The sequence below is a fragment of the Methanofollis sp. UBA420 genome (assembly GCF_002498315.1).
Classification (GTDB): Archaea; Halobacteriota; Methanomicrobia; order Methanomicrobiales; family Methanofollaceae; genus Methanofollis.
Genome location: NZ_DAGX01000005.1, coordinates 67,622 through 94,349, shown reverse-complemented (window position 1 = coordinate 94,349; position 26,728 = coordinate 67,622). Strand labels below are relative to the sequence as shown.

At 61.2% G+C, this 26,728-nt stretch carries 30 protein-coding genes; 8 read left to right on the top strand and 22 right to left on the bottom strand.

Annotated features, from left to right (window positions below; all coding sequences use genetic code 11):
- A partial coding sequence (locus tag BP869_RS06645) for an AIR synthase-related protein (protein ID WP_342678071.1) occupies positions 1-939 on the top strand: 939 nt, incomplete at its 5' end.
- A gap of 213 nt (positions 940-1,152) precedes the next feature.
- On the opposite strand, the gene BP869_RS06640 is transcribed toward BP869_RS06645, so the two are convergent.
- Entirely contained in the window at positions 1,153-2,544 is a 1,392-nt protein-coding gene (locus BP869_RS06640) for a phthiocerol/phthiodiolone dimycocerosyl transferase family protein (protein ID WP_342678069.1), read from the bottom strand.
- Positions 2,545-3,136: 592 nt separating this feature from the next.
- Positions 3,137-3,265 (bottom strand): hypothetical protein, encoded by a 129-nt coding sequence (locus BP869_RS06635; protein WP_342678067.1) that lies wholly within the window; start codon positions 3,263-3,265, stop codon positions 3,137-3,139.
- A gap of 1,123 nt (positions 3,266-4,388) precedes the next feature.
- Here BP869_RS06635 and BP869_RS06630 point away from each other — a divergent pair.
- Positions 4,389-4,571, top strand: a complete 183-nt coding sequence (locus BP869_RS06630) for a hypothetical protein (protein ID WP_342678066.1) — start codon at positions 4,389-4,391, stop codon at positions 4,569-4,571.
- A gap of 21 nt (positions 4,572-4,592) precedes the next feature.
- Here the strand turns inward: BP869_RS06630 and BP869_RS06625 are convergent, their stop codons facing one another.
- From BP869_RS06625 to groES, 13 genes are all read right to left on the bottom strand, one after another.
- On the bottom strand, positions 4,593-5,300 hold the full coding sequence (locus tag BP869_RS06625; protein WP_342679107.1) for a class I SAM-dependent methyltransferase: 708 nt from the start codon (positions 5,298-5,300) through the stop codon (positions 4,593-4,595).
- A 17-nt stretch (positions 5,301-5,317) separates the two neighbouring features.
- On the bottom strand, positions 5,318-6,319 hold the full coding sequence (locus BP869_RS06620; protein ID WP_342678064.1) for a replication protein C: 1,002 nt from the start codon (positions 6,317-6,319) through the stop codon (positions 5,318-5,320).
- Complete coding sequence (locus BP869_RS06615) at positions 6,303-7,049, bottom strand: 4-phosphopantoate--beta-alanine ligase (protein ID WP_342678062.1); 747 nt, start codon at positions 7,047-7,049, stop codon at positions 6,303-6,305. The genes BP869_RS06620 and BP869_RS06615 overlap by 17 nt, the downstream gene beginning before the upstream one ends.
- Positions 7,046-7,906 (bottom strand): pantoate kinase, encoded by an 861-nt coding sequence (locus tag BP869_RS06610; RefSeq protein WP_342678060.1) that lies wholly within the window; start codon positions 7,904-7,906, stop codon positions 7,046-7,048. The genes BP869_RS06615 and BP869_RS06610 overlap by 4 nt, the downstream gene beginning before the upstream one ends.
- On the bottom strand, positions 7,888-9,024 hold the full coding sequence (coaBC, locus tag BP869_RS06605) for a bifunctional phosphopantothenoylcysteine decarboxylase/phosphopantothenate--cysteine ligase CoaBC (protein WP_342678058.1): 1,137 nt from the start codon (positions 9,022-9,024) through the stop codon (positions 7,888-7,890). The genes BP869_RS06610 and coaBC overlap by 19 nt, the downstream gene beginning before the upstream one ends.
- Complete coding sequence (locus tag BP869_RS06600) at positions 9,002-9,889, bottom strand: class I SAM-dependent methyltransferase (RefSeq protein ID WP_342678056.1); 888 nt, start codon at positions 9,887-9,889, stop codon at positions 9,002-9,004. The genes coaBC and BP869_RS06600 overlap by 23 nt, the downstream gene beginning before the upstream one ends.
- A gap of 2 nt (positions 9,890-9,891) precedes the next feature.
- Complete coding sequence (locus tag BP869_RS06595; protein WP_342678054.1) at positions 9,892-10,935, bottom strand: 60S ribosomal export protein NMD3; 1,044 nt, start codon at positions 10,933-10,935, stop codon at positions 9,892-9,894.
- A 4-nt stretch (positions 10,936-10,939) separates the two neighbouring features.
- The gene (locus BP869_RS06590; protein WP_342678052.1) at positions 10,940-11,230 is read right to left on the bottom strand and encodes a DUF424 domain-containing protein; all 291 of its coding nucleotides are present in this window, start codon (positions 11,228-11,230) and stop codon (positions 10,940-10,942) included.
- A gap of 44 nt (positions 11,231-11,274) precedes the next feature.
- On the bottom strand, positions 11,275-12,105 hold the full coding sequence (locus BP869_RS06585) for a TatD family hydrolase (protein ID WP_342678050.1): 831 nt from the start codon (positions 12,103-12,105) through the stop codon (positions 11,275-11,277).
- Positions 12,092-12,430, bottom strand: coding sequence for a dihydroneopterin aldolase family protein (locus tag BP869_RS06580; RefSeq protein ID WP_342678049.1), 339 nt, complete (start codon positions 12,428-12,430; stop codon positions 12,092-12,094). The genes BP869_RS06585 and BP869_RS06580 overlap by 14 nt, the downstream gene beginning before the upstream one ends.
- A 242-nt stretch (positions 12,431-12,672) precedes the next feature.
- Positions 12,673-13,653, bottom strand: coding sequence for a hypothetical protein (locus tag BP869_RS06575; RefSeq protein ID WP_342678047.1), 981 nt, complete (start codon positions 13,651-13,653; stop codon positions 12,673-12,675).
- A gap of 453 nt (positions 13,654-14,106) precedes the next feature.
- The gene (gene groL / locus BP869_RS06570; protein WP_342678045.1) at positions 14,107-15,723 is read right to left on the bottom strand and encodes a chaperonin GroEL; all 1,617 of its coding nucleotides are present in this window, start codon (positions 15,721-15,723) and stop codon (positions 14,107-14,109) included.
- Between the two features lie 7 nt (positions 15,724-15,730).
- A complete protein-coding gene (gene groES, locus BP869_RS06565; protein WP_342678043.1) occupies positions 15,731-16,006 on the bottom strand; it encodes a co-chaperone GroES in 276 nt (91 codons plus the stop codon).
- 151 nt (positions 16,007-16,157) lie between these two features.
- Between groES and BP869_RS06560 the strand changes: the two genes are divergently transcribed.
- The gene (locus tag BP869_RS06560) at positions 16,158-16,562 is read left to right on the top strand and encodes a winged helix-turn-helix transcriptional regulator (protein WP_342678041.1); all 405 of its coding nucleotides are present in this window, start codon (positions 16,158-16,160) and stop codon (positions 16,560-16,562) included.
- Between the two features lie 7 nt (positions 16,563-16,569).
- Here the strand turns inward: BP869_RS06560 and BP869_RS06555 are convergent, their stop codons facing one another.
- The 6 genes from BP869_RS06555 to BP869_RS06530 all read right to left on the bottom strand — a co-directional run bounded on the left by BP869_RS06555 (position 16,570) and on the right by BP869_RS06530 (position 19,419).
- The gene (locus BP869_RS06555; RefSeq protein ID WP_342678040.1) at positions 16,570-16,722 is read right to left on the bottom strand and encodes a DUF4367 domain-containing protein; all 153 of its coding nucleotides are present in this window, start codon (positions 16,720-16,722) and stop codon (positions 16,570-16,572) included.
- Between the two features lie 4 nt (positions 16,723-16,726).
- Entirely contained in the window at positions 16,727-17,269 is a 543-nt protein-coding gene (locus BP869_RS06550) for a hypothetical protein (protein ID WP_342678039.1), read from the bottom strand.
- A gap of 21 nt (positions 17,270-17,290) precedes the next feature.
- Positions 17,291-17,605, bottom strand: coding sequence for a hypothetical protein (locus tag BP869_RS06545; protein WP_342678038.1), 315 nt, complete (start codon positions 17,603-17,605; stop codon positions 17,291-17,293).
- Positions 17,595-18,242, bottom strand: coding sequence for a hypothetical protein (locus tag BP869_RS06540; RefSeq protein ID WP_342678036.1), 648 nt, complete (start codon positions 18,240-18,242; stop codon positions 17,595-17,597). Before BP869_RS06540 ends, BP869_RS06545 begins: the two co-directional genes overlap by 11 nt.
- The gene (locus BP869_RS06535) at positions 18,239-19,054 is read right to left on the bottom strand and encodes a hypothetical protein (protein WP_342678034.1); all 816 of its coding nucleotides are present in this window, start codon (positions 19,052-19,054) and stop codon (positions 18,239-18,241) included. The genes BP869_RS06540 and BP869_RS06535 overlap by 4 nt, the downstream gene beginning before the upstream one ends.
- 164 nt (positions 19,055-19,218) lie before the next feature.
- The gene (locus BP869_RS06530) at positions 19,219-19,419 is read right to left on the bottom strand and encodes a hypothetical protein (RefSeq protein WP_342678032.1); all 201 of its coding nucleotides are present in this window, start codon (positions 19,417-19,419) and stop codon (positions 19,219-19,221) included.
- A gap of 111 nt (positions 19,420-19,530) precedes the next feature.
- Between BP869_RS06530 and BP869_RS06525 the strand changes: the two genes are divergently transcribed.
- The 5 genes from BP869_RS06525 to BP869_RS06505 are packed head-to-tail and all read left to right on the top strand — an operon-like array spanning position 19,531 to position 24,615.
- Positions 19,531-21,321 carry an SLC13 family permease gene (locus BP869_RS06525; protein WP_342678029.1) on the top strand — a complete coding sequence of 597 codons (1,791 nt, stop codon included), beginning with the start codon at positions 19,531-19,533 and terminating at the stop codon, positions 21,319-21,321.
- A 34-nt stretch (positions 21,322-21,355) separates the two neighbouring features.
- Positions 21,356-22,720, top strand: coding sequence for an MBL fold metallo-hydrolase (locus BP869_RS06520; RefSeq protein WP_342678027.1), 1,365 nt, complete (start codon positions 21,356-21,358; stop codon positions 22,718-22,720).
- A 10-nt stretch (positions 22,721-22,730) separates the two neighbouring features.
- A complete protein-coding gene (locus BP869_RS06515; RefSeq protein WP_342678025.1) occupies positions 22,731-23,231 on the top strand; it encodes a YeeE/YedE thiosulfate transporter family protein in 501 nt (166 codons plus the stop codon).
- Positions 23,228-23,794, top strand: a complete 567-nt coding sequence (locus tag BP869_RS06510; protein WP_342678023.1) for a YeeE/YedE thiosulfate transporter family protein — start codon at positions 23,228-23,230, stop codon at positions 23,792-23,794. The genes BP869_RS06515 and BP869_RS06510 overlap by 4 nt, the downstream gene beginning before the upstream one ends.
- 5 nt (positions 23,795-23,799) lie before the next feature.
- The gene (locus tag BP869_RS06505; protein WP_342678021.1) at positions 23,800-24,615 is read left to right on the top strand and encodes an ABC transporter ATP-binding protein; all 816 of its coding nucleotides are present in this window, start codon (positions 23,800-23,802) and stop codon (positions 24,613-24,615) included.
- Between the two features lie 320 nt (positions 24,616-24,935).
- Here the strand turns inward: BP869_RS06505 and BP869_RS06500 are convergent, their stop codons facing one another.
- Positions 24,936-26,663, bottom strand: a complete 1,728-nt coding sequence (locus tag BP869_RS06500; RefSeq protein ID WP_342678020.1) for a M28 family metallopeptidase — start codon at positions 26,661-26,663, stop codon at positions 24,936-24,938.
- Positions 26,664-26,728: the final 65 nt, after the last annotated feature.

Sequence of the window (26,728 nt, the reverse complement as noted above, 5' to 3'; positions counted from 1 at the left end):
TCCGACTTCCCCTTCCTCGCCGGTTTCCATGTTACCAGGGCGACCCTGCGTGACGCTTATGTGATGGGGGCAAAACCCGTCGCCCTCCTCTCCGACATCCATGTCGCGGACGACGGCGACGTCGCCAAGATCTTCGACTACACCGCCGGGATCGCCGCCGTCGCCGAGGCGATGGACGTCCCGCTGGTCACCGGGTCGACCCTCCGCATCGGCGGGGACATGGTCCTCGGCGACAGGATGACCGGGTGCGTCGGGGCTGTCGGCGTCGCCGACCACCTCACCGCCCGGAAGGAGACGCGGCCGGGCGACGTCCTCCTCATGACCGCGGGTGCGGGCGGCGGCACCATCGCAACGACGGCGCTCTACTTCGGCTACCACGAGGTCGTCGAGGAGACGATCAACCTTCACTTCCTCAAGGCCTGCGAGGCCCTCCTGAAGAGCCCGGTCCTCAACCACATCCACACCATGACCGACGTCACCAACGGGGGACTGCGCGGCGATGTCTACGAGATGGCCGAAACCGCGGACTGTCGGATCGTCGTCGACGAGGAAAACCTCAGGAAACTTGTCGAGCCGAAGGTGCTCGCCATGCTCGACACTCTCCAGATCGACTACCTCGGCGTCTCCCTTGACGCCCTCCTCATCGTCGTGCCCCCCGAGCACGCGGAGGAGGTCATGGCCGTCGTCCGCTCGGCCGGCGTCCCGATCGAGCAGATGGGCCATGTCGAGGAGGGGCCTGCTGCCTCGGTCCTTGTCTCCGGCGGCGAAGAGCACGACTTCCAGCCGCGCTTCCGCGAGTCGGCCTACACCCCTGTGAAGAAGGTCGTGGACACCGAACCGCGCGACTTCGACGAGATGAAGGAAAAGGTCAGGGCCGCCGCAGATGCGGCGATAGAAAAGAAGATGCGGATCCTCGCGCGGCTCAGGAAGAGCGAGTGAGATTGGGCAGGAATACGCCAGGACCTATGAACGGCGGCAGAGAAAGGGGGCCCAGTTGGTCCGCACCGCTTATCATAGAATCGAGAGGGGTATCGACCCAAAAATGAGATTTTCTCCAGATTCCTGCATGCAGGGAGAGGAGAAATGAACGAGAGTTTTGGGATAAACTCAATGATTGCGTCCCATCTGGGAAAAATTGTGTGGGGATAAACCTCACTCCATCTCCCTGTCGCTCATTTTTTCCGGGAAGCCAAGGTACTCCAGCGCCCGGTTCCGGATCCGGATCAGTTCCGGTCCCGGTGAGGACCCAAGCATTGCCATGCAGTCCACAAACGGCATGGAAAATACCGTGCGACCCCCAGCTCCCGCCCCGCCTATTGACAGCGGACCGGATTCACAAAATCCCGGCAGGAAGATGAGCCGGTCCAGCCGGATGCCGTCCGGGGATTCGGGCACATCGATCCTTCCGACATTTGATGGAATAAAACCGGGAAAGTCCTTCTCGGAATTACGGTTGAACGATATGACAACATTTCCGGTATCCCTGATGAAACGTTGCATGATATCTGTGTGGGTATATGCTTCCGGGATTTTGTTGACATACGGGGCAAATGCGGTGAGGGCATCGATAAAGGATGGTTCAAACACCGGTATGTCAAGACAGGAGGGATCCAGGACTTCCACTCTTGAGTGGATCTCCCTGTGCAGGTCCTTCGCGTTGTCCCAGAATGGCCTTCCTGGCGAATACACAAAGGGGAACCTTGCCCCGCTATCGCAGAAACAGAATACATTCCCGATAGGGGGATCCAGTCGTCTCCTCAGGTCAAAGGGAACCATGATGGTCTGCTGTTTTTTTGAAAAACCACCGGTGATATCCGTGTGGGCTGCCAGACATGCCGCCGAGACTGCTGATCCCACAGTAATCCCATGGCTCCTGCAGATTGCGAGGAGGCGTGCTGATTCATCCTGATCGAACTCCAGGAGGACAAGCCCGGGCTTTCGTTTTGCCCAGAAACCACGGTACAGGGCAGCATACTCTTCCGCCCCGAAATAGTATGGATTCCTTCTCCACTTCCGGTTTCCAAGGCCGACAAAGAACCGGGCAATGAGTCCCTGCAGGGATACTCCGGGTTTCACGATGTCCAGAATATCCAGGGGGTCCAGCACGCGGACTTCCTTTGCGGGATTTTCATACAGAGTAAAGAGGTCGCGAATAAGGTTGGCAAGTGCCATACCATCGCAGATACTGTGGTTGCATAATATGAGTAAGTCAGATACTTCCGGTGACTGCAGCAGCACAAACCTGATGAGCGGCTCCCTGCCGATATCGAACGGTACCCGTGCCTCTTCTTTCATTTCATCTAGCCACTGGGTTTCAGACTTCCGGGGAATAATCCGGAGGGGAACCGGCGGGACACCGTCGGAAGAGAACCAGGCCTCGTGCCGCTCATCGAACACGACTTTTGCACGGAGCAGCGGGTGCATAAGAGAGGCAGCATCGATTGCCTGCCGGAATCGTATCGTATCAACAGCGCCGGTTATCCGGGCCGCCATGATGATCGTGTATACCGGCCTCATAAAGAACAACCGTTCTAACCGGGACATTTTCCGGATAGCACCCGGGATAGCCGGGTAATTATTCGTTCGTTTAGCATTGCGCGCTCTATCCCCGGATTTACAGGGGTTCACTGACGATTGCATGGTAATTCTCATGTGTTTTTTGCATTGCTCATCGGTCGATGCATGGATGTTCATGATCCGATCCTGAGATGCACCATGCCAGAAAGCGGGCATTCATCAACCCTGCCCGACAAACCAGTCCCGGAAACAAGAATGTTCCCGTTTTAATCATGGGGGGAGGTTACGGATGATTCAAAGGAAACACACCGAAACGTGCAGGGATAGAGGGGTAAATCAGTGCCGCCATGAAAGAGGACTGATCCATTGAAATAACCCCGCCGGGAGATGAAGAGCAGTGCAGATTACACCATTCTGCCATCACAGGTATGTGAAGGCATGCTGCGATCTCCGGGCATGAACATCGGGGAGAGATTCAAATCTCCCGCGGGTTCAGGGGTTTAAAAGTACATAAATAATTTTTATCGGGATCTATTTTAAAATTTTGGGATCCCGGGGCAAATCGGGACCCCGATTGCCAATGGTCCGGTTCTCCGCCACAATAAAGATATTCAGGGCCCTAAAATACGTACGTTGTCCCGACAGTGTTGATGATGCACTTCCCCGGCATTGCCGCCATGAACCGGTTGATGGCATCCCATCCCATGCAGCGCATCGGGACGAGGTAATCGGGATTGAGTTTCTTCATTGCGTTTTGATCGCTGCGCATCATCTGTCCGGTACAATACGATCAGGTGGTGGTGACACTTGAAGAAATGGTCCCTGAGCTGGACCATGGCCTTTCGATAGGGAGAAGGCAGACTTTCGATCTGTGCATTCATTTTTCCCCAAAGGATCTGGAGGTCGTAGGGAGAATTCCTCTGCCTACACCCACCTTGCAAAAATGCTTGCATCAAACCTCGTACGGCGCAAAGAAAACGAACACAAGTGGGTTTATTATGAGATATCGTATAAAGGGTATGCGCTCTCGCATCCATCGAAAATATAGCAGGTGAAGATCATCCTCACCACCGCACTCGGGATGGCGGCATGCGGGTTCGTCGCACTTAGTGCCGATATTCTCAGCAATCTTCCGTCTCCTGAGGTCGGTGTCGCTCTGGGATATCTTGCCGCTTCGTCTCTCTTTACGACAGGTCTCATGCTCCTTGCGACAGCATTGAAAATCAACTCTGGAGAGATGTTGAATGTTCGATGGCGACGGCCCCCTGATCATTCTCCTGAAATCTCCCGCAAGAGTTCGCACCTCCACCCCCTGACAGATAAACGATCTGCTCAGAGACCACAAATATATTTTTCGCCATATTTAATGGTGGGGATGCAAAATTCGGGATTTTGTCTCCATGCGATGCCGTGATAGGCCCCGGCATCCGGACGGCATCCTGCACGAAGGGAGGAGTGAAGAAAATGAAAAGAAAAGCCAGAATTCTGTCGGTCCTGCTTATCCTGACCTTGCTGACCTCGGCATTTGTGGGACTTGCCTCCGCGCAACAGAACGGCAGTGAATAGAACTACGTAGATGAACGTAGAGATCTGACACCCGAAGCACGTGCGAATGCCATTGAGGAACTGAGATCCCATGAAAAATTCTGGGCATTTATGAGAGTCTTCCGGACTTTAGAGATGCACAGACCGCGCACCCGTGGATCTCATGGTATCTTCAATTAGACAACTTTACCGACGATACCTTCGATTCTTTTGCAAAACCTCGCCTGTACCGCAGGGGACCGGTTATCAACTATGGACATGACGTCGAAGGATATATCGATGTAGGGATTCCGGAAGACTGGCCCGAAGATAACATTACGGCCACCATGGAGGAACTGTACGAGATCCTCGACAAAAAGGGGAAAGATGCAGGCTTCGAGAGTATTCGTGTCAAATTCACGAGTGTCCGTGTCCGTCCAGACAGTCTTGTCCTCCGCGGAGAGGGCGACAGAGCCCGACCATTCTTCAAAAACATATGGATTCAGGTATTTCTGAACACTCTGACCTGAACCCGGGCTGCACGAACCTTTTCATCTCTCTTTTTTCCCGCTCGCACAGACATTGAAGGCGAGGTACGAGAGTTTCTTCTCGACGAAGGGCTCTGCCTTCCTGACGACATCGAAGATGGGCTTTTTCATGTTGACGTGGGCGAAGGAACAGCGGTGGACCTTCAGATCGGTAAAGCCGGCCGCAGAAAGAAGGTCCCGCATCTGGTCTTCCGAGTAGTAATGCTCGCCGAAACTCCCGACCCCGATCCGGCTCCAGTGCGCTTTCTCGCCGAGACGGTAGATCGCGGGAAGGATCGACGTGAAGACATTGTGGCCGAGGGTGCAGATAGCGATGCGGCCGCCGGGACGGAGGACGCGGTACGCCTCGGAGAGCATCGCCTCCGGGTCGGGGACATAACTGAAGGCAAGGATGCTCGATACCGCATCGAAGGACGCGTCCTTGAAGGGGAGACGGTCGGCCGTCCCTGCCACGACATCGTCGAGGTGGTTCTGGTGACGGGCCGCCTTCACCATCTCAGGCGAGAGGTCGAGCCCTACCGCCGTTCCGCCGCCGGCGGTGAGGTAGTGCTGCATAAACAGGCCCGTCCCGCAACCGAGGTCGAGGAGGGCGCCCCCCTTCGGGAGACAGTTCATTACATGGTCCCTGATATGGCCGTGGTACCGGTTCCCGACGTCGCCGCCATAGCGGCTGTCATAGATCTCGGCCACACCATCGTAGTGTTTCTGAATCTTCTCATAATCGCGCTTCAGGAGAACACCTCCTGTGAAATTCGTGCAAGGAGTGCATTTATCTGGATAAATTCACTGCCGCCTCTCCGGATCAGGAGGTCGGCATCGGCAAGAGCGACGGCGATCCGCGGGTCATTATAGGTACGGTCGGCCGCACGCGCAAGTTCCCTGACCACTTCTTCGCCGGTCAGGCCATAGTCAATGAGCAGTGCCTCGGTGCGCGCCTTTGCCCCGACAAGGTCGCCCTTCATCAGCGCCCCGAAGGCCGAAGCCGCCACGTTCTCTGTCTCGGACGCAGCCGTATCGGCGAGGTCGACGTGTCCCTCCGACTCCGCAGAGAGCTGGAGGAGGAGGATCGCACGTCGCAGGTCGCCGGCCGCCGCCGGGACGATGAGGTCGAGGTCGTCGTCCGATACTTTTCCGGCAGGGACGCCTTCGGCCCTCAGGATCTCCTCCAGGCGCTGCCGGACCAGGGGGTCGGGGACAGGGCCGAAGGTGAGAGGGAGACATCGCGAGGCGATCGCGGGGATGATCGCGCTGCCGTTCGTCGTGAGGAAGACAAACCGGCACGTTCCCGAGTAGCGCTCCATGAGCCGACGGAGCCCCTGCTGGGCCTCCCTGGTCAGTGCGGCCGCTCCTTCAAAGACCACCAGCCTGAATGCCGCGTCGAGTGGCCTGATCCCGGCATACCACTTCACGATATGCTTGAAGTTCGAGAGGACGCTCTCATCCTTCCGGTAGAGATGCGCAAAGCGCTCTTCGGCCTCCAGGTACTTCCTCCCCTGCTCGAAGATATCGGCAGTGGGAAAGACCGTGGTGTTCTCCTGCCAGTGTGTGCCGTACAGCCTCCGTGCAAGGGCCTCGACGGCGACGCTCTTCCCCGTGCCGGGCCTGCCGACGACGAGGAGGTGAGGGACGTTCCCCTCGTCGGCAGCGGACTCAAGAGTCTGCACCACGTTCTCCTGCCCCAGGATCCCGGAGAAATCGGTCGGTCGATATTTTTCACTCCAGAGCATCATTGATCACCTCAAGGTGCCGGATCATCCCGGCAAGCGCCTCCTTCAGGAAGGGAGTGTTCTCAACAGACAAGGCGATCCTCCGGGCCTCGTCGGTCGTGAGGTCGCGGCAGTGGGCGGTGATCGCGGGGACTGCCCGCGTCACCTCGTCCACGACCGCAAGGGTGGCGGTCTGTGCTGTCCTGGAGAGGGGGTTCAGGTCGATCGCGATGACCGCCTTGCCCATCTTTCTCAGGGCCTCGCACCGGTCGCCATCTTCAAGGGGGACGAGGACAAGATCCGCGACCCCGATGCCGTCTCGGAGGCAGAGCGCCCGGTCGTGGGCGAGGGGGATGAGACGTTCGGACTCGCCAGTGAGGACGTCCACGCCGTTGGCGCGGAGAAGGGCCGTGATCTTTTCCATCCTCTCCTCTGTCCTGTGGAAGAGGTTCACCTCGACGGCCGCACCGCTCGCCTCCTGGAGGGCGGCGATCTGGTGGGCACAGAGCGCGGCCGTGTTCCCGTTCACCGAGATGACCGGGCGCCGGGCGGAGAGGAGCATCGCCGCGGCAGCCCTCTCGGCACGGGCGGCGCTTTCCGTCGTCGCTTCGCCGAGGAGATAGTCGAAGGCCTCGCCGCGGCCCTGAGCGATCAGCCCTTCGGGGGCAAGGACGCCCTCGCGCATCGCTGCGGCAAGGCGGTCGCGGACGACAAGGGCGGCGTACCTGGGGTGGTCCTTCGGTATGGTCGTCATGGCCGCACCTCCAGGAGGCGGAAGCCCTCCCGCGCCACCCTGAGGGGGATCGGGTCGCCGAAAAGGGCGAGCACCCCGCCTGCCCCCTCCCCGGCGGCAAAAACGCCAAGACCAAGCATCGTCATGCTCGCAGGCACCCCCGCTGTGTCGCACGCTGCAAGGGCCGCCCTCACTTCAGGCCTGACAAGACCGCTTTTCTCGGCAAAAGAACGCGAAAGACGGAAAAAGTCGTCAAGGTCGGTCGGGCAGGTGTCAGGGCAGGCCGCGGCGACCTGCGCCAGCCTTTCGGCCGAGCCAAGCACCTCGGGCGTCGGCAGGGGGCCGAAGGAGAGGGCCCTGACCTCCGTATCGACCGGGATCCTGGTGATCGCACCGATCGTACCCGGCGTCTGCCTGCAGACAAGCCCACCCCCCTGACACGCGGCGACGTCGCCAAGGCCGGTGTTGTGAACGACCTCGGTGCGGTGGGCAAGGGCGGCGATCCCGGCACGGTCCATGCCGAGGTCGAAGAGGGCGTTGAGGGCGGTGATCGAGGAGAGGAGAGCGGCTGCGGAGAGGCCGAAGCCGGCGCCGATAGGGAGACGGCAGGTCGTCTCCACTCTCGCCGTCACCCCGAGTTCGTGCATCACATATTCAAGCGGGGTCGACCCCGCGGATTCGGATATGACCTCCCCGTGGGCGCCGAGGCACCTGACCACCACCGCCGACGTACCGGCGGCCGAGGCCTCGGCTCTCACGCCCTCGTCGATGACGAGACCAGCGCCAAGGCTGCCTGTCGTCTCCGGCGTCTTCCCGGCAACCTTTTTGAAATATCCCGAGATGTGTCCGGGCGAGAAGGCTACAGCAGTGCGGACCATATCGCCTCTGCCACCTCTTCCTTCGTTCCTGTAACAGTTCTCCTCGAATCCGATTTCATAAGCACAAACTCCCCGCCCGCGGCCCCCATCGCCGGCGGTGTATTCAGAACGACCATGGCGACGCCGGCGTCGAGCATTGCCGCGGCCCTGGCCTCCTCGTCCCACCCGAGTTTGAAGGCGACGACCGTCCCGGAAAAAATCCTCTGGACGGCGTCGAGCACCTTGGGGAGGGGACGGAGGCCGATCTCCACAGGCGCACCACTTGGTATCTTTCCTGCCGCCCTCGCAGGGGCGAAGTCGGAGATCGCCGCCGCCGAGAGATAGTAGTCGGCACCCTTCCCGACCCCGGCGAGCACCGCCTCCATCATCTCGCCTGCCGTCTCCACATGCACATTCTCGACGCAGGGGACGTGTCCCGCATGGACGACCGTCACCGAGGCCCCGAGGCGGTAGGCCTCCAGGGCCAGGGCCCGGCCCATCTGCCCGGTGGAGCGGGTGGTGAGCACCCGCACATCGTCCACGGGTTCAGCGCAGGCCCCGCTCGTGATCACCACGCGTTTTCCCGCAAGGGGACGGTCGAGGAGGGCGCGCTCCACGTGGAGGGCGATCTCCTCGATCCCGGCGATCTTCGCCTTCTCCTCTTCGATCCGCGGCGGGACAACGTCGATTCCCCAGGACTCCAGTTTTGCCAGGTTCTCGACGACGCCGGGATGGCGGTACATCGACTCGTGCATGGCGGGCACGACGACCACCGGCATGCCGCGGCCGAGGGCGGTCGTCGCAAAGGTGGTGACAGGGGTATCGTCGATGCCGTGGGCAATCTTCCCGATCGTATTTGCGGTACACGGGGCGACGAGGAGGAGGTCGGCGCACCCCCCTTCCCCGCAGTAGAGGACGTGCTCGACCATGCCGGTGCACCGGGTGATCGCTTCCCGGCCTGTGGCATAGGTGAGGGCGTCGGGGTGGATGATCCCGCAGGCCGCCGCGCTCATGACGGCCTGCACGACGGCACCCCGCCGCCGGAGTTCGTGGGCGAGCCGCACCGTCTCGACAACCGCGATGCTGCCTGTTACCGCCAGAACAACCGTTTTTCCTTCAAGCCTTTGTCCGCTGCTCATCGAGCACCACGTCATGTACGACATGCCATATATGCGGCCCATATTTCTTTACTTTGCGGGTGGCGACCGATGCGGAGAATCCTGCCGCAGCAGTTGCCGTGTCGATCGCGGCCCCGGCGTCACCGAGGGCGTGGAGGTGGAGGACAGTGCCCGGCCCGGCATGGGCCAGAGCGTCGGGGAGGAAGGACGGGGCCTCAAAATGACCCATCACGATCCGATCATAGGTGCCGAAGAGGAGGTCGCGGCAGTCGCCGCACTCGGGCCTGACCCTCCTATCCAGACCATTTTCCTCCACGTTTCGCCTCAGGTAGCCGAAAGAGACCGGGTTGATCTCCAGTGCATGCACCGACGCACCGGCCGCGGCCATCGGGAGGGTGAAGTAGCCGATCCCCGCGAACATGTCTGCCACCCTCTCGCCGGGACGCACCGCCCTCCCCATGCGGGCGCGTTCCTCCAGGTTTCCCTGCGCGAACATCACCTCCGCAGGGTTGAGCCAGTACCGCAGGCCGTTCTCGTGGTGGCAGACAGGATGCGGATCACCATGGAGCACCTCGACGCCGGGGAGCCGTTTCACTCCGTCGATCGTTCGCAGGTACAGGACGCAGGCAGGGCGACGCCAGGCGAGGATCTCCTCCACCTCTGCCGGCGTCGGGCGGGCACCATGGAGGACGGCGGTGTCGCCGATCATCTGGAAGGGGCGGCCGCGGTATGGCTGTCGCTCAGTGAGGTCGAGGTCGGCGGGCCAGCCGTCACGCACCGGCACATACGCGACGCCTCCCTCGACATAGGGGCGGTGGCAGGGGTCGGCCCATGCTTCCCGCACTGCCGTGGCGAGTTCACCGGGGGAGACCTTCCGCACCCGCATACTCATCCGACAAGGACGAAAAGTCTGGTCTCGGGGTCGCGGACAACCAGAATCGTCCCGCCTTCCTCGGGGTGCAGCCATGGGACGACCCGGCACTCCACCGCGCCCTGCGTCTTCGGGTCCAGAATGCCGACGATGTCGTCGTACAGGTACGCGACAAGAGCGCTTTCGGCCTCGCCGACATTGCCGACAAGCCTTTCCGCTTCATCTTCGGCGATGAACCTGTTCGTGCCGTCCAGGAGGTCGAAGACCTGGAGCTGACCGTGCCCGGTCTGGCGCACCTCGACATACCGGCCCCGCTGGACGACCACGTCTCCTTTCTGGTACCGCGGCAGGCGGACAAGGAAGGTGATCCGAAAGAGCCTCTTCCCCTCCTTCTCGCCGACGAGTTTCGGGTGGGTGGTGAGCCGACCGCCGAGGGCCGCGGTGATGTCGCTCGCAATTGCCTGCCCCATCTGGTTGGAGCCGACGACGATGTCGAGGCCGTCCTTTGTCTCTTCAATCTTCGAGACAAAGGAGAGGCGGGCCCCGCCTTCCTGGAGGACGTCCTCGGTCTGCTCGGCGATCCGTGTCGCGGTCTCCATTTCACGGCCGCTCAACTTCCGGTCGGTCGCCCGCACCTGGATAATCCCCTCGTAGTACCCGCCGCTGATCCGATTGCACCGGTCGCACTGCTCCTTGCGCCAGACGATCTTCGTCGTGCACTCTCCCGAGACCGGGACGCCGTACAGGGTGCCTGAGACCTCCATACGGGCGATCGTCCTGTTGGGGCTCGGGTCATAGGAGGAGATGACAATCTCCGATCCCCGCACGTCGGCGTGGAGGTGGAGGGCCGAGGCCGCGAGTTCCCGGATGAGGGTCTCGCGGTCGACCATTGTGTCGCTCCAGGTCTTCCCATGTTTCTGCGAGTCGCAGACCGGGCAGTAGATGCTCTCCACCCGGGGGTCGCAGATGAGCCACGCGGTTTCCGCGGCACGGCACTCCCTGCAGAGCCCGACAGAGGGCTTTCCGCAGCGGGGGCAGACACTTGGCAGTATGTCGACCATTGTTCTAGACCGCAATGATAAGGGCGTGCGGGACGCCGCAGATGGTCATACAGGTGTTCTCGGAAACCAGTCCCATCGCGACGGCGATGCCGACCGATTCCTTTCCGATCAGGTTTGCGTTGGCGGTGTGGCTGAGGGCGGCACGCACATCATCCCCGGTGGCGTGCGTCGTTCCGTAGAAATCCCCGTTGATGCAGATGCAGAGATCACCGTCGCGGAGGGTGGTGTTGAGCAGGTCGTCGTCGCAGACCGCCACCACCTCGCCACTGGGTGTCCGGTGGATCTTGAGGTACATTGTGTACTGTATTGGCGGGGTCGGATAAAAAAGGGAGGCTGGAGTCAGAGGGTGATCTCGACGCCATACACGGCGGCGGGTGTTTCGGCGTGGATCCGCCAGGCGTCGTCTTCGGTGATCGCACCGGTTTCAAGGAGGTGGCGTGTGACCCTCGGCACGGATTTCGGGCCGAGGACGGCGCCGGGCCTGCTGTTCTCGTCCATATAGTCTGTCTCCATGGTGAAGCGCCGGCCTGCCCTTGCCATCGCGGCGAGCCCTTCCTGCTTCGCAAGGAAGGAGGGCATGAGAGGTGTGTCGGGGGTGGCATAGTGCTTGACGACCCGGCCGGGGTTCATGCCTGCCTTCTTCGCGAGGTCGACGATGTCGGCGCACGGCCCGCTTTCGGCATGGACCTGAAGGGCGCACCCGAGGTCGGCCGCGAGTTCGAGGGCATGGACGAGCACCCGCTCCGAGGCGGCGGCGACCTCCTCGGTGACAGGGAAGTGGGGGCGGCCGCTCTTCAGGCCGACGGCCCTGCCCCCGGCAACGAGGCGTGCGGCGACGTCGAGGCCGGCGCAGGCGAGCGCCTCTGCGGCCGGAAGGCCGAGGCGGTCGGCGTACTTCAGCACCTCGATCGGGTGGACGCCGAGGACGGGAAAGACAGTGATGCCGGCGCCGGTTCTGACGAGGTCGGCGATCCGCAGGGTCTCCTCGAAGGAGGCTGCAAAGTCGTCTGCAGTCGTCGGGCAGATGCCGAGGGAGTAGGCAGGGAGGGAGACGTAGAAGACGTGCGTCCCGCCGGCCCGCCGAAAGTCCTTCGCCGCCTCCACGCCCCGCCCTCTATGGGGGTTGAAGTGGATGTGGTCGTCTGTGATCGGGGTCTCAGGGAGTTTCATCAATGGACCTGATGGACATGAGGGGGTACTCGCCGGTGTAGTCGAGGGCGGCGACGCACCGGGCCTTCCCGTAGACGGTGGTGATCTCCACGGAGAACATCGCACCGGTGAGTTCTGAGTAGCCGAAGGGGTTCTGGGTCATGAGGTCGCGGTTCAACCGCACCCTGATTGCAGTCACATACGGCTGGAGGCCGACAGCCCCTTCGATCGCCGTCTCCACGCTCTCGGCCGTCGCCCGCGAGATCGGGGTGCCGACCCACTGGTGGTACAGGGCGCCGAGTTTGATCCCGGCCTCGAAGACCGCCTGTTCACGATCCGAAATCATGGAAGATCATGGGTCCCGATGGGATTTATAAGATGGTGGGAGGTTTCATGGGAGAGGGCCATATTTTCCCGCACACGAATGATCAGGTGAACATAAAACAGACGTGAGGAGAGAATGAGCGGATACCTTACGAAATACAAACTGTTTTGAGGCGGTGCCAATTACAATCTGTTCCGCAAAAAGTACGGGATCCTCCGTCTCCTTCAGGACGCCGGACATTTTCAAGAAAAAAGAGAGATTTTTCAGGGCACATACAGGTAGATATCCCAGTTTCCACTGCGCTGATCCATCCAGACGACTTTACCATTGTCGACCTGCGGGACCTGCTTATTTCCCGGCACCGTACAGATCGCCGTCTCGACACCGCTTGAGATATCATAACTGTAGATGTCATAGTCACTGTCACGCGAGTCGAACCATACGATCTGGTTTCCATCGATCTTCGGGGCGTGCTGGTCGCCGCGTGCGGTGCAGATCGCTGATCTGGTCCCGGTGGAGAGATCATACAGGAAAATATCACTACGGCTGCCTTCTTCACTGACGATGTAGTTTCCTGAGATATCAGCGGATACATAGTATCCAGAACCTGCGGCGATCAGAGTCTCAGTACCGGTCGAGAGGTCGTACATATACAGATCATAGTTCCCGTTCCGCAGATCAGTCCAGACGATACGGTCACCATCTATCTCCACCCATGACTGGATACCCGGCGCAGTACAGATCGGGACCTGATACCCATAATTGAGGTCTGTCATGTAGATATCGGAATTGCCGTTCCGCATATCAGTCCAGACGATCCGGTCACCATCGATCCTGGGAGATGTCTGGTCATAACCATTGGAACAGACCCGCGTCTCGGTGCCTGTGGAGAGGTCGTACATGTAGATATCGGCATCACCATTCCTCTCATCCTGCCAGACAATCCGGTTGCCGTCGATCCGCGGCGAATATTGACCACCAGAAGCGGTGCAGATCGCCCTTTCGGTGCCAGTTGAGAGGTCGTACATGTAGATATCCCAGTTTCCATTCCTATAATCCTGCCAGACTACCCGGTTTCCCGACACATCAGAGTACATCTGATCCGCCGGATTTCCACAGACCGGGAATATAGCCCTGTAAGGCACGATTTCATCACCATCGGTCGCCATTGCAGGCACAACACATACAAAACCCACCGCAATGAACGCGATGAGTACTGCATAAATACTTAAGTCCTTTCTCATTTTTCATCCTCCTGCTCAATTTCTTCGGAAGCAGAGCGAAAGGCTTACCTCTGATGAACGAGAATCCTGAACTGTCTCCGAAGGTTCCGGGGGTTCGGAGGGGTTTCAATCGATCTCCAGCCCCCTTCGGGGCGCTCTATGAACGTCCCTTGATTTTAATTGCAATATTTGTATATTTATGAGTTATGATCAATTCATTTAACAATTAAAGGATTCTCGGTCACTTTCACAATACAGAAGAGAAGAGAAAGAGAATACAAATGCTCTTACTGATGGCCACACTCCAATCACCATGCAGATTTCATGGTCTCAGACACTTCCCACCCCATGCGCGCTCCGATCGATCCAGGCAGTTAAAATGTTTCCCCTGGTGCGGATAGTCCCAATCACCAGGTCCGGGCCAGAACTTATCAGAATAAGAAGATGGACTAAAAAGAGGATGGATCAGGAAGATCAGATGATGATGGCCCGGGTCTTCTCGTCCTTTTCGTCGTCGAAGTCGGTGACGGCCGCCTCGGTGGTGAGGAGCATCCCCGCGATGGATGCGGCGTTCTGGAGACCGCTCCGCACGACCTTTGTCGGGTCGAGGACGCCGGCGGCGACGAGGTCTTCGATGCAGTCCTTCTTTGCGTTGTAGCCGACATTCGGATTTGCCTCGGCCCTGACCCGGGCGACGACCTCGGCGCCCTCGACACCGGCGTTCGCCGCGATCTGCCTGAGGGGTTCTTCCAGGGCACGCCTGACGATGCTGACACCGATCGTCTGGTCGCCTTCGAGTTTCAGGCCGTCGAGTGCGTTCTGGGCCCTGAAGAGGGTGACGCCACCGCCTGCAACGACGCCTTCCTCGACCGCCGCCTTGGTGGCATTGAGAGCATCGTCGATCCGCATCTTCTTCTCCTTCTGCTCGGTCTCGGTCGCGGCCCCGACTCTGATCACGGCCACGCCGCCGCCGAGTTTGGCGAGACGCTTCTGGAGGTTCTTCGTGCGGTACTCGGTGTCGGCAATCTTGATCCTGGACTCAAGGAGCGCCTTCCTCTCCTCGATCGCGGACTTCGCACCCTTCCCGCCGACGATCACAGTCTTGTCGTGGTCTATCCTGACGTTCCTGGCATGGCCAAGCATATCGTCGGTGAAGTCCTCGAGCTTCAGCCCCTTTGCCTCGGAGATGACCGTTGCACCGGTGAGGACGGCGATATCGTCGAGGATGGCGTTCTTATCTTCGCCGAATCCCGGGGCCTTCACGGCGCAGACCTTGAGGGCGCCGCGGATGACGTTGAGGACAAGGGCTGCCTGGGCGTCGCCGTCCACATCGTCGGCGATGATCAGGAGGGGTTTGCCCTCGGACGCCGCCATCTCCAGGGCCGGGACGATCTGCTTGACAGTCGAGATTTTCTTATCAGTGATGAGGACGGCCGGGTCTTCGAACTCGCAGACCATCTGCTCCTGGTCGGTGACCATGTACGGCGAGATGTAGCCGCGGGCGAACTGCATGCCTTCCTCGACAGTGAGGGTGGTCTCCAGGGTCTTCGAGTTCTCGACCGAGATGACGCCATTGTAGCCGACCTTCTCCATGGCGGCGGCGATGAGGGTGCCGATCTCCTCGTCGTTGTTGGCGGAGACGGTGGCGACCTGGACGATCTTCTCCTTATCGTTCACCGGGATGCTCTGTTTCCTGAGGCCGTCGACGACAGAGGAAACCGCACGGTCGATGCCGCGCTTCACATCGACCGGGTTCGCGCCGGCGGCGATGTTCTTCATCCCCTCAACGAGCATCGCCTGCGCGAGGATCGTCGCGGTCGTGGTGCCGTCGCCGGTGGTGTCCTGTGTCTTCGAGGCGACTTCCTTCACGAGTTTCGCCCCCATATTCTCGAAGCGGTCGCGGAGGGTGATCTCTTTTGCGATGGTCACGCCGTCGTTGGTGACAAGGGGCCTGCTGCCCCGGTCGAGGACGACATTGCGGCCTTTCGGGCCGAGTGTGATCTTGACGGTGTCAGCGACCTTGTTGACGCCGGCGAGGAGGGCCTTCCTCGCATCTTCCCTGAACATGATCTGCTTGCTTGATGATGCCATAGATTATTCACTCCACCTTCGCAAGGATGTCCTTCCACTCGACAAAGAGGTGCTTCTCGCCGTCGATCTCGATCTCTTCGGCCGAGTAACCTCCATAGATGACATGGTCCCCGGCAGCGACGGGGAGAGGGCGTCCGTCTTCAAAGGTGCCGATGGCAATGACTGTCCCTTCTTTCCGCTTCTCCTGTGCAGAGTCAGGGAGATAAATCCCGGTTATTGTCTTTTCCTCGGATCTCTCCTGCTTTATGAGAACTCTTTCACCGATAGGCTGAATTTTTGTCATTTCATCACGTCTGGTATCCGTGTTGCAGGATCTACTATTACTGTGGTTTGCAGTTCTATATATATGTGTCGTATTTACGTTGAGATGATATCAATTTACTATATATGATATCGGTTCAAACGGGATGGTACATGTTCTTCAGGGTGTTACCATGATCGACCAGCGCATCTCCCTCAGGGTCGTCGAAAGGCCGCAGGCACCGGGGACAGAAGAGAAATTTTCGTGGTTCTGCGAGAGTCTCGGCCTCACCCACGGGCGCGACCTCGACACGACGGCAGAGAGGGTCGTCCTCCAGATCCTGGAGGAGGTCGCGGAGGAACCCGGCGTCTCGTCGGCGAGGATCGCGGAGAGACTTGCGATCACGCCGGCGCGGGTGAACCACCACGTGCGAAACCTCGTCGCCACCGGCCTCCTCTACCGCAGAAAAAAACTTATCTACCTGCGGGGCGGGAGTCTTGCGGCCGCGGTCGTGGAGATGCGGAAGGACGCCGACCGGATCTTCGATGAACTCGTTGCGGTTGCGGAGGTCCTTGACAGGGAAATAGTTCGGCACTGATAGGGGGTCAGGAGAGGGTTTCGATCGACGCCGCGACCCGCACCATCTCCTCCTCTTCGACCACGCCGGTGAGTTTGAAAAGGGTTTCACCCTCCGTCCAGACGAGGACGTCGGGGCCGTCGCCGCGGTACAGTTTTCCGGAAACATCCCCGACTGCCACCTCTTCAGGCGTGCCGCGGGGCGGGGCGGGGCGGGGTCGGGGAGGTCGGCGGGACGGGCGACCAGCCTGAGGGTGTCCCCGGCGGTGTTCGTGAAGGTGAGCGACGAGTACCAGTCGGGCAGGAGAACACCTTCCCGGAAGGCGTAGCCGGGAGGGAGGCACGAGGGGACCGCACCTCTTCGGGGACCTCGGCACGCTCGAAGAAGACCATCGGTGTGACGGCAACGGTCCGCGCCCGCGTCACTTCCGTCCCTGGCGGCGGGACGAAGGAGAAGGTGCCGGGCGGGACCTCCGGGTCGGCGACCATGTCCTTGAAGGTGAACCGCACCAGTTCCCGCCCGTCCCGGCCATAGAAGGTTGCCCCGGCAAGGACGCCGGTCTCTGCATCGGCCGACGCCCTGATCCGGTACACCGGATCCCTGAAGCGGCCCGGGGCCTCGCCGAGGGACTCGTTCCCCGCAATCTCGACGACCCTGACGGTGCGGCCGTCTTCTGTTTCCATGCCCTCGTACGTGAGGTCCCTCTTTTCATAGGCATCCTCCAGCATCTCCCGCGCGTTGAAGACATTCTAGATCAGCCAGGTACGCTCGTCCAGGACGGTGCCCCTGTATTCTGATGGGACCACCGAGATCTCTCCCGCGACCGGGTCGGAAGTCCAGAGGCGACGACCGTCGTCGGTGAAAAGGGTACCGTCGGGAAAGGCGGCACGAAAGCGTTCGTCCCCCTCGGCGACCATGCCGATGGTGACGGCGGGAGCGTCTCCGTCTTTGACCGTGACGTTTGCAGACCAGTTCTCCGGGACGACCGGGGGCGAGGCGTCCCCGGTGCACCCTGCGGCAAGGATTGCCAACAGCAGGATGAGGAGGAGATATTCAGGCCGCATGGCCGTTACCGTCCGTGAACGCGTACGTCTTCGCCTTCAGGAGGTCGTCGCGGAGGAAGGCGGTGAGGAAGGGGCGTGCGTCGCCCTGTCTCAGGAACGTGACCGGACAGACAGTCGTCTCCGCAGGAAAGGCGACAGAATCAAAAGCCCGAAAAGACCCATTCTCCAGCAGGGCGACCTCGCTGTCATAGGTCTTCTCTTTCCGCTCCGGTCCGGCCCGGATCAGGAGTGAGTCATCGACAGCGTCGAGTTTGTCCAGGGCGCTGAGGAGAAGGAGAGGATGGAGACCGGGGCCTGCGGGAGCGGCAGGAAAGAGAGACGTCTCCATGCCGGGGTTCTGTTGCCATGCGACCGCATAGGCCAGTGGCGTCCCTTCCCTGTCCCGCCCCTGGAACCTGAGGGTGACCGTCTCGTGAACGCCACGGTCCGTCCTGATCTCCAGGCTGGAGAGAACGGCCGTCTCGTTCACGCAGTCGAGGCGGCCCATCGCCTCCTCCCAGAGGGAGGAGAGGGAGACGCCGGGCGATGCAGCCTCCTCCGAGGGCCCGATCCCCGATGCAATGGCAAAGAGAAGGAGGAGAGCGCCATAGACCAGCACGACGACCACCGCAACCGCGAATGCCGCGGGCCTCATCATACAGGCACCCACTCCCCGCTCTCGCCCGGATCTCCGGGTTGGTATCTGCTGACAGTCGTCGTCACCGTTACTGGCCCGGCCCCTGCCGGCACGGTCTCACCGGCTTCGGTCAGATATCGGTCCGCTGGCATGCCATGGTAGAGGCCTCCGCCGGTGGAGAGTCTGAGGTCGAAGGAGACCTGCGCCGGCGCCGCAAGGCCGTCGACCGCCACCACCGTCAGGTAACCGCTGTCGACCGCCCCAACGACCGGCGAGAGGTGTTCCCGCAGCGGGCGGTGCGTCCCGTTGATCTCCGTCTCGAAACGGTAAAACCCGGCGTCGATGTCTGTGAGGTTCTCCTCGTTCGTGGTGAAGGCGAGCATGTCGCCGCGGTCTGTCCCGGCGATCGCCGTCGTCCAGGCGCCGAAGGTCTGGTTTTCAAGAGAGGACGCGGGGTAGAGGAGTTCCTCGTCGGTCACCGGCAGGGGGACGAGGACCGTCGTGGCCCCGGTGCCGGTGTGGCCTGCAAGCCCGGTGATGGCGACGGTGTAGGCGAGAGAACCGGGGTGCACCTCGGGCCATGCGGCGAGGAGGAGGACGCCTGAGTATGCGGCGACGCAGAGAACGACACCGACGAGAAAGGAGGCGGCGATCAGCCGCCTCGATCGTCCCTGCCTGTATGCGAGCACGGCGAGGACCGCCGCCGCACCGGCGCCGCAGAGGAGGGCGAGATCGGCGGCGGCAGGGAGAGCGACCACGAACAAGACCACGTACGCAAGAGAGGCGATGATGATGGCGGCCCCGGCGGCCCATGCAGGAACCATTCTCTCCATTCAGCACCGCCTCCCGAATGTGGCCTCGCCCGCATATCTGTCGTGCACATAGCTGGAAAACAGATATGCAATTGCGGGTATAACGCCCATACAAGAGACATCCGCAACATATTATATATTTTTTCTGTGAAAATCGTCTTTCTATCGGCGCTATGGGACTCATCTCACCTGAGTTCGAACCTCTGGAAGTGGATATAGGCATAATTGAGGATGATTGACGGGACGAGGAGGAGAGCGACGACTACATGACAGATGGGTGTACCTGCCCTTTCCTTCTCCAACTCATTTGGAATCCCGCCGGGTGAATGTACCTGCGGGGCGTCGGAGAGGGTGTCGAAGGAACCGAGGACTTCGCAATGCAGCACACACTCTCATGAACAGCAGGCAGGTGATCCTCTCCCCCCCATCACCGAATGTTTTAATGGCGTGCCGGGCCACCACCGGAAAGAGGGGGCGCCGGACCGGAGGGCCGTGGAATGGAGACGGAGATCATCCTGATGTTCCTTGTTATCGGGACCGCGTTCGTGCTCTTCGTCACCGAAATCCTCCGGGTCGACCTTGTCGCGCTCCTCGTCCTCCTCCTGCTCTTCTGGTTAGGGCTTGTAACCCCTCAGGAGGCGATCTCGGGGTTCGCCAGCAACGCCGTGATCGCCATCATCTCGGTGATGATCCTGGGGGGCGGGATCGAACGCACAGGCGTCATGAGCCACCTCAGTCGGTTCATCGTCGGCATTGCGGGGAAAGGGGAGAGAAGGCTTCGCGCCCTCTTCTCCGTTGCCGTCGGCCTCGTCTCCGCATTCATCCCCGCCATCGGATCGGTCGCCCTCTTCCAGCCCGCGCTGATGAGGGCCGCAAAAATGACCGCGGTCCCGCCCTCCCGTCTTGTCATGCCGATGGGTTTTGCGGCGCTCAGTGGCGGCACCATCACCATGATCGGGTCCGGTGCCCTGATCCTCCTGAACGACCTCATGGTCGCCAGCGGTGCCGAGGCGTTCGGGTTCTTTACCGCGACGCCGGCGGGTCTCCTCCTCCTCTGCACAGAGGTCATCTACTTCCTCCTGCTGGGGGCATACGTCCTCCCTGTCGGCCGCGCCGGAACCCGCCGACCGGGGAGTCAGGAAGACCTCGTGGACACCTGGCACCTTCCCGCAGCGATGCACCACTACGTCATCCCGGCCTCCAGTCCTCTCGCCGGCAGGGAGCGGGAAGAGGTGCGCCTGAAAACCGATTATTCCCTCCACCTCCTCGCCGTCACGGAAGAAGAAGAGGTCTCCTATGCACCCTGGCGGCACGCCACCCTGCGTGCCGGGCAGTACATCACCCTCCTCGGAAAAGCGGAGGACGCAGAACGCTTCGCAGCCGACTACTCGCTCCAGACCGTCCCCGACCGGGAGCGCCTCTCCGCGAAGGTGGGAGGGGCGTATGCCGGTTTTGCAGAGGTCATGGTCAGGCCGCACGCACCGGTCGTCGGCCGGACCTTCCGGGAGATTGCATTCAGAAAGACCTACGGCGTCGAACCCCTCATGCTCTCCTCACGGGGCGTCGAGATGCGCATGGACTTCTCCGACACCCCCCTCACCGCCGGCGACATCATCGTCGTCTTCGGGCCATGGAACAACATCCACGCCCTTGCCGCCGACCCGAACTTCGTGCTCTCCACGCGGGTCGAGGAACCCGTGATACGCCGGGAGAAAGCGCCCGTCGCCCTTCTCTGTTTTGCCGGGGGGATCGCCCTCACCCTCACCGGCGTCCCGATCTCCATGGGCCTCCTCACCGGGGCGCTCGTCATGGTCCTTACGGGCGTGCTCACCATCGACGAGGCATACCGCACCATCGACTGGAAGACGGTCTTCCTGCTCGCGGGCCTCATCCCGCTCGGGACCGCCATGATCTCCACCGGGACGGCGGCACTGATCGCCGGCACCGTGATCCCGCTCGTCGGGGACGCCCACCCCCTCCTCCTCTTCATCGGCATCGGCGCACTCGCGACTCTCTTCACCCTGCTGATGTCCAATCTCGGTGCCGTCGTCATCCTGGTCCCGATCGCCTTCCTCGTCGGCGCCGAGACAGGGACCGACCCCCGCGGCCTCGCCCTCCTTGTGGGACTCTGCGCCTCCAACTCGTTCCTTCTGCCGACGCATCAGGTGAACGCCTTTCTCATGTCCTCGGGCGGTTACCACACGGTTGATTATCTGAAAGCGGGAGGTGTCCTGACAGTTCTCTTCCTCCTCATCGTCTCGGGATGGATTTATATGGTTTTTGGATGATCATCGCTCCAGAGATGGATGGAGTGGACGGAGAATGGTGATCCAGCAGTTCTTCATACCGGGCATCGCGCACAGTTCCTATCTTGTCGGTGCGGCCGGCGCCTGCGCCGTCATCGACCCGGCGCGGGACGTCGACCGCTACCTCGACGCCGCCGCAGACCTCGGATTCACGATCACGCATATCCTTGAGACGCACCTGCACGCCGATTTCGTCTCCGGCCACATGGACCTGGCTGAGAAGACCGGCGCCCGGATATATGCGCCGAAATCGGGTTCATGCGCCTTCCCGCATGAACCGGTCGCCGACGGGACAGAGTTCTCGGTCGGGGATATCAGGTTCGACGTCCTCGATACGCCGGGGCACACCCCGGACGGCGTCACCTACGTGGCCATCGACCTCTCCCGCGGCGACGAACCCGTCGCCGTCTTCCCCGGCGACACGCTCTTTGTCGGCGACGTGGGTCGGCCCGACCTCTTCCCCGGACAGGCGCGGGACCTTGCGGGGCGCCTCCATGAAAGTCTGCACGAGAAGATCCTCGCCCTCCCCGACCACTGCATGGTCTTTCCCGCGCACGGCGCCGGGTCGCTCTGCGGCCGGGCGATGGGTTCGATGCGGTCCACCACCATCGGCTACGAGCGCCGGTATAACGCGGCATTGAGGATCGCCGACAGGGATGAGTTCGTCCGCTCGCTTACCACGGGTATGCCCCCGGCCCCCGACCACTTCAGCCGGTGCAGCGAGATCAACCGCCGCGGCCCGCCCCTCGTCCGCACCCTGCCGGCGATCAGGCCGATGAAACCGGCCGAGTTCAGGGAGAAGGCCGGGAAAGGCGATGCGATCGTCCTCTCCGTCAACGACTACGCCGCTTTCGGGGGGCAGCATGTGCCGGGAAGTTATCACATCGACCTTGCCGGGAACTTCTCCACTTTTGCCGGGTGGGTGCTCCCGCCGGAGAAGGAGGTCCTGATCGTCGCCGGGAGTCAGGCAGAGGCGGAGGAGGCGGTGGTCATGCTCCGCCGCGTGGGCCTGGACCACGCCGTCGGCTACCTCGACGGCGGTGTCCACGCGTGGGTGACGGCCGGGTATCCCACCGCCCATGTCCCTCAACTCTCGCCTGCGGAGACGCATGCGATGATCACGGGAGGAAAGGCCGTGCTGCTGGACGTGCGGGCGCCTGATGAGTACGAGGAGGACCATGTGGAGAGTGCAGTCAACATCATGGTGACCGACCTGCGGGAGCGCTCCGCGACGCTCGACCCCGCCCGGCCCCTCGTCGTCATGTGCAGGACTGGCCACCGTTCTAGTCTCGGGTGCAGCATCCTCAGGCAGAAAGGTTTTGTCGAGGTCTACAATGCCTCCGGCGGGATCACCGGCTACCGTGCGGCAGGATATACCTGAGGGGGCGGCAATGGACTGGACACCCTATATCGCAGGCGCGGGGATCGGCGTGCTCAGCTGGCTTGCGTTCCTCCTCTCCGACCGCCCCCTCGGGTGCTCGACGGCCTATGCCCGGGCGAGCGGCATGATCGAGCGTGCCGTCCGCGGGAAGGCGGTGCTGGACAGGGCCTACTACAAACAGTTTGTCCCGCAGATCGACTGGGAGGTGATGCTGGTTCTCGGCATCGTGATCGGCGCCTTCGCAACGGCCCTCCTCACCGGGGAATTTGCCCTGGCCTGGGTCCCTCCGACTTTTGAAGCGGCATTCGGGCCGTCTGTCCCCCTGAGGATCGCCGTCGCCCTCGCCGGCGGCGTCCTGATGGGGCTAGGTGCGCGCTGGGCCGGCGGGTGCACGAGCGGGCACGGGATCTCCGGCACCCTCCAGATGGCCCTATCGAGCTGGGTGGCGGTCGCCGTCTTCTTTGCAAGCGGCATACTCTCTGCCTTTCTCCTCTACGGGGTGTGGCCATGAAGGACGCCCTGAACCGCCTGCGCAGGAATGCGCCGGTGCAACTCTCCCTTGGACTTGCGATGGGGGTCGCCTTCGGCGCCTGCCTCCAGGTCGCCGGGGTCACGCGCTACGATGTGATCATCGGACAGCTCCTGCTCACCGATTTCACGGTGGTGAAGGTGATGCTCAGTGCGGTGGCCGTCGGCACGCTCGGCGTCCACCTGATGCGGGCGGCGGGTCTTGCCGACCTTCACATCAAGCCGGGGTCGGTCGGCGCAACCGTCGTCGGCGGGGCGATCTTCGGCGCAGGTTTTGCGGTCCTCGGCTACTGTCCGGGGACGGTGGCCGGCGCCGTCGGGTCGGGCGCCCTCGACGCCCTCGTCGGCGGAGTGACCGGCATCCTCATCGGGGCCGGCATCTTCGCGGCTCTCTACCCCCGCCTTGAGGTGTCGGTGCTCGGGCTGGGGAGGTTCCCGACCGCCACCATCCCCGAGATCCTGCATGTCAACCCCCGGGTGGTGGTGGTGCCGCTCGTGCTCCTGATCGCGGCCGTCCTCTACGGCCTTGAATACCTGGGGCTCTGATCAGGATGGCGCACAGAGAGACGTTCCAGACCTCTGCCCCGCCCCCGCTGTTGCTGGACTTCGCGCATATCACCGTCATGAGAGAGGACAGAAAAGTCCTCGACTCCCTCTCCCTCACCGTCGGTGCCGGCGAGCACCTCGCCATCCTCGGACCGAACGGGTCGGGGAAGTCGTCCCTGATCAAGACGATAACGCGGGAGTATTACCCGCTGACGCACCCGGACCGCAGGTTTTCGGTCCTCGGCGAGGAGGTGTGGCAGGTGGGCGCCCTCCGCTCCCTCCTCGGCATCGTCTCCGCGGACCTGCAGTTCACCTTCACCCGCGATATCACCGGGCGTGACGTCGTCCTCTCCGGTTTCTTCTCCAGTGTCGGCCTCTTCAGGCACGAGGTCACCCCGGCGATGGAGGACAGGACCGACGAGATTCTCAGTTTCCTGGAGATAGAACGCCTCGCCGACCGCCCCATGACGCGGATGTCCACCGGCGAGGCGAGGCGTTTCCTCATCGGCCGCGCCCTCGTCCACGACCCCGTAGCGCTCATCCTGGACGAACCCACGAACAGCCTCGACCTCCACGCCCTCCACCACCTCCGCTCCATGCTGCGGAAGATCGCACGCTCGGGCACCGGCGTGATCATGGTCACCCACAACCTCCACGACATCATCCCCGAGATCTCGCGGGTGGTGCTGATGAAGGACGGCCGCATCCGCGGCGACGGCCCGAAGGAGAAGATCCTGACCGATGAGGCGATCGGCGGCCTCTTCGACGTTCCCGTGCATATCAGGGAAGAGGGAGGGTGGTATTATGCGAGCGGGTATTAGAGGTCTTCATGAGGTTCTGAGGAGAAGTCTCTTTTTTGGCTCTGGAAAAACTCTCCTGTTCAGATCGATGTCTCCCTTCTTTTCATGAAGATCGGTGCGGATCCCCTGCCTTCCCCATGCAGGTAACCGGGGGACTGACGCCCCCGGAAAAGGCACGCCAGAATAGGAATTACCATGAAAAACTTTTCATACGGTATGCCGAGGCGTGCTCCCGGTTCATACCTGATTCTCTAGAGCCGGTTACTGCTCAACGTAATTCAGTCAGATTCCATAAAATTGATTTTCAGTTATTCCGGGGCACTACCCAGAATAGGATGTGTCTATCTGAGGCTGAGGTCTCCGATGGCAGAGGCGTTCTCGCCTCCTTCGTTGCACCTGATGGTCCAGTGATAGTCCCCCGCACCCGGCGGTTGGAACCATATGGAGAGATTGCCATCCTGGCTGTTGTCAATGAACGGTATGTCAAAGACTTTTTCACTGTCCTGATTACCTTCCGGCCCGACAAGACGGAAGTGTGCGATCTCTGCGGTTGCATCGGTAGCGTCCCCATAGTCCCAGGTAACCACGATAGTATACCGTTCTCCAGGGACATAATCGCGGATATAAGTTCTGGTAAAGGCCGAACAATGAATCCCCCCATTTTCATCGATGTGCAGTGCCCCTCCGTCAATCTCTGTATCGCAGAACCTTCGCAGAGAGAAATGTTTCTGGTCAGACCCGATGATCGAGCCATCGGCACCGTACGCCACGACTCCGAAGGTGTGGTTTCCAGGGGTAGGAATAATAGTATGGCCGTTTTTCATGCCTGATATCTGTACTCCGTCGATGTAACCGTCAACGCGGTCGATTTTTTCCGGATGCTCGAGGTTGTAGGGGAGGGGAATAGCCGTGTAGGTGAAGTCCGCTTTGTTGTTCCAGGGTATGATGACGCCCTCTCCGGATACGGTCGGCTCCAGGGTTGCCCTTCCCTCACGGGTGACTGTTGCAAAGGTGCGGGTACCTCCGGGGTCGTACCCGGCCACCCGGACTTCATGCGTACCTCCGGGGAGGGTGACTGATCCGGAAGGGAGCACTCCGAGGCTCTGTCCGTCCACGAACACCTCGAATGGTTGGCCTCCCGGGGAGTTGAAGAAGACAGTTCCATTCTCGATCCAGACCTCCGGATCAGGAGAGAAGTGGTTGCCCCTGGTGTCGATCCCCCTGATCCCTCCGGCCACGAGTCGTGCGCATTCTCCGGCAAGGGTGTAGTTGAGTCGGTCTGGGTGGTCCTCAGGGGTATGAATGAAGGTGTGGCTTCCTGTGTCCCCGAAACGGACGATCGGGATCAGATCCCCATAAAAACTGAACTCCTCTCCCCGTGATGTCAGCACCGGGGCCTCCGCCTGGTCAAGGCAGGCCGACGGTGGTATGGCCCCGAGGAACCACCTGTGCTGGGGGAGGGCCGATACCCACAGTCTCTCCCCTGAGGCGATGCAGTCGAGGTTCACCGCGACGACGATCAGGTCATGGAGGTCGCGGTGATCTCCCACCCACCTCTGACTCCCCTGCATTCCATCCTCCTCACCGGAGAAGGCGATGAAGTAGAGAGTACGGTTCAGTGTGGTGTCCTGAAGGAGCCGTGCGACTTCGAGCATCACGGCAACGCCTGCTGCGTTGTCATCAGCGCCCGGAGTTTCATCGGCCGCATCGTAATGCGCGCAGACGATAACGATCTGATCGGTAGCCCCTTTTTTCACCCCGATGATGTTGGATGCCGGGCCAAAGGATGTCTCCGGGTCGGTTTTCCCCACCCTGAACCTTTCGACGGCGACCTGAAGGCCGTACTCCTCCATGGCCCCGGCGACGTATGCCGCCGCTTCCTCCTCCGAACCGACGACTCTCGGGAGGTCGCAGAGGTCTCGGGTGATCCTCTCGATGTTTCCGGGATCGACCGGGACGGCCGAAGAGGGAGTAATGATACATGCGAGGAGGCAGAGGACGATTGTCGCGGAAAGGAGGGGATGGTGACATCTTCTGTGTATGGGTTTATCTGGCGATGGACAGGTCATTGTGATACTCTCATGGAATTTTATTATTGCAGGCTCGTCGTAGATCTACGAAATCGCCTTTTGCC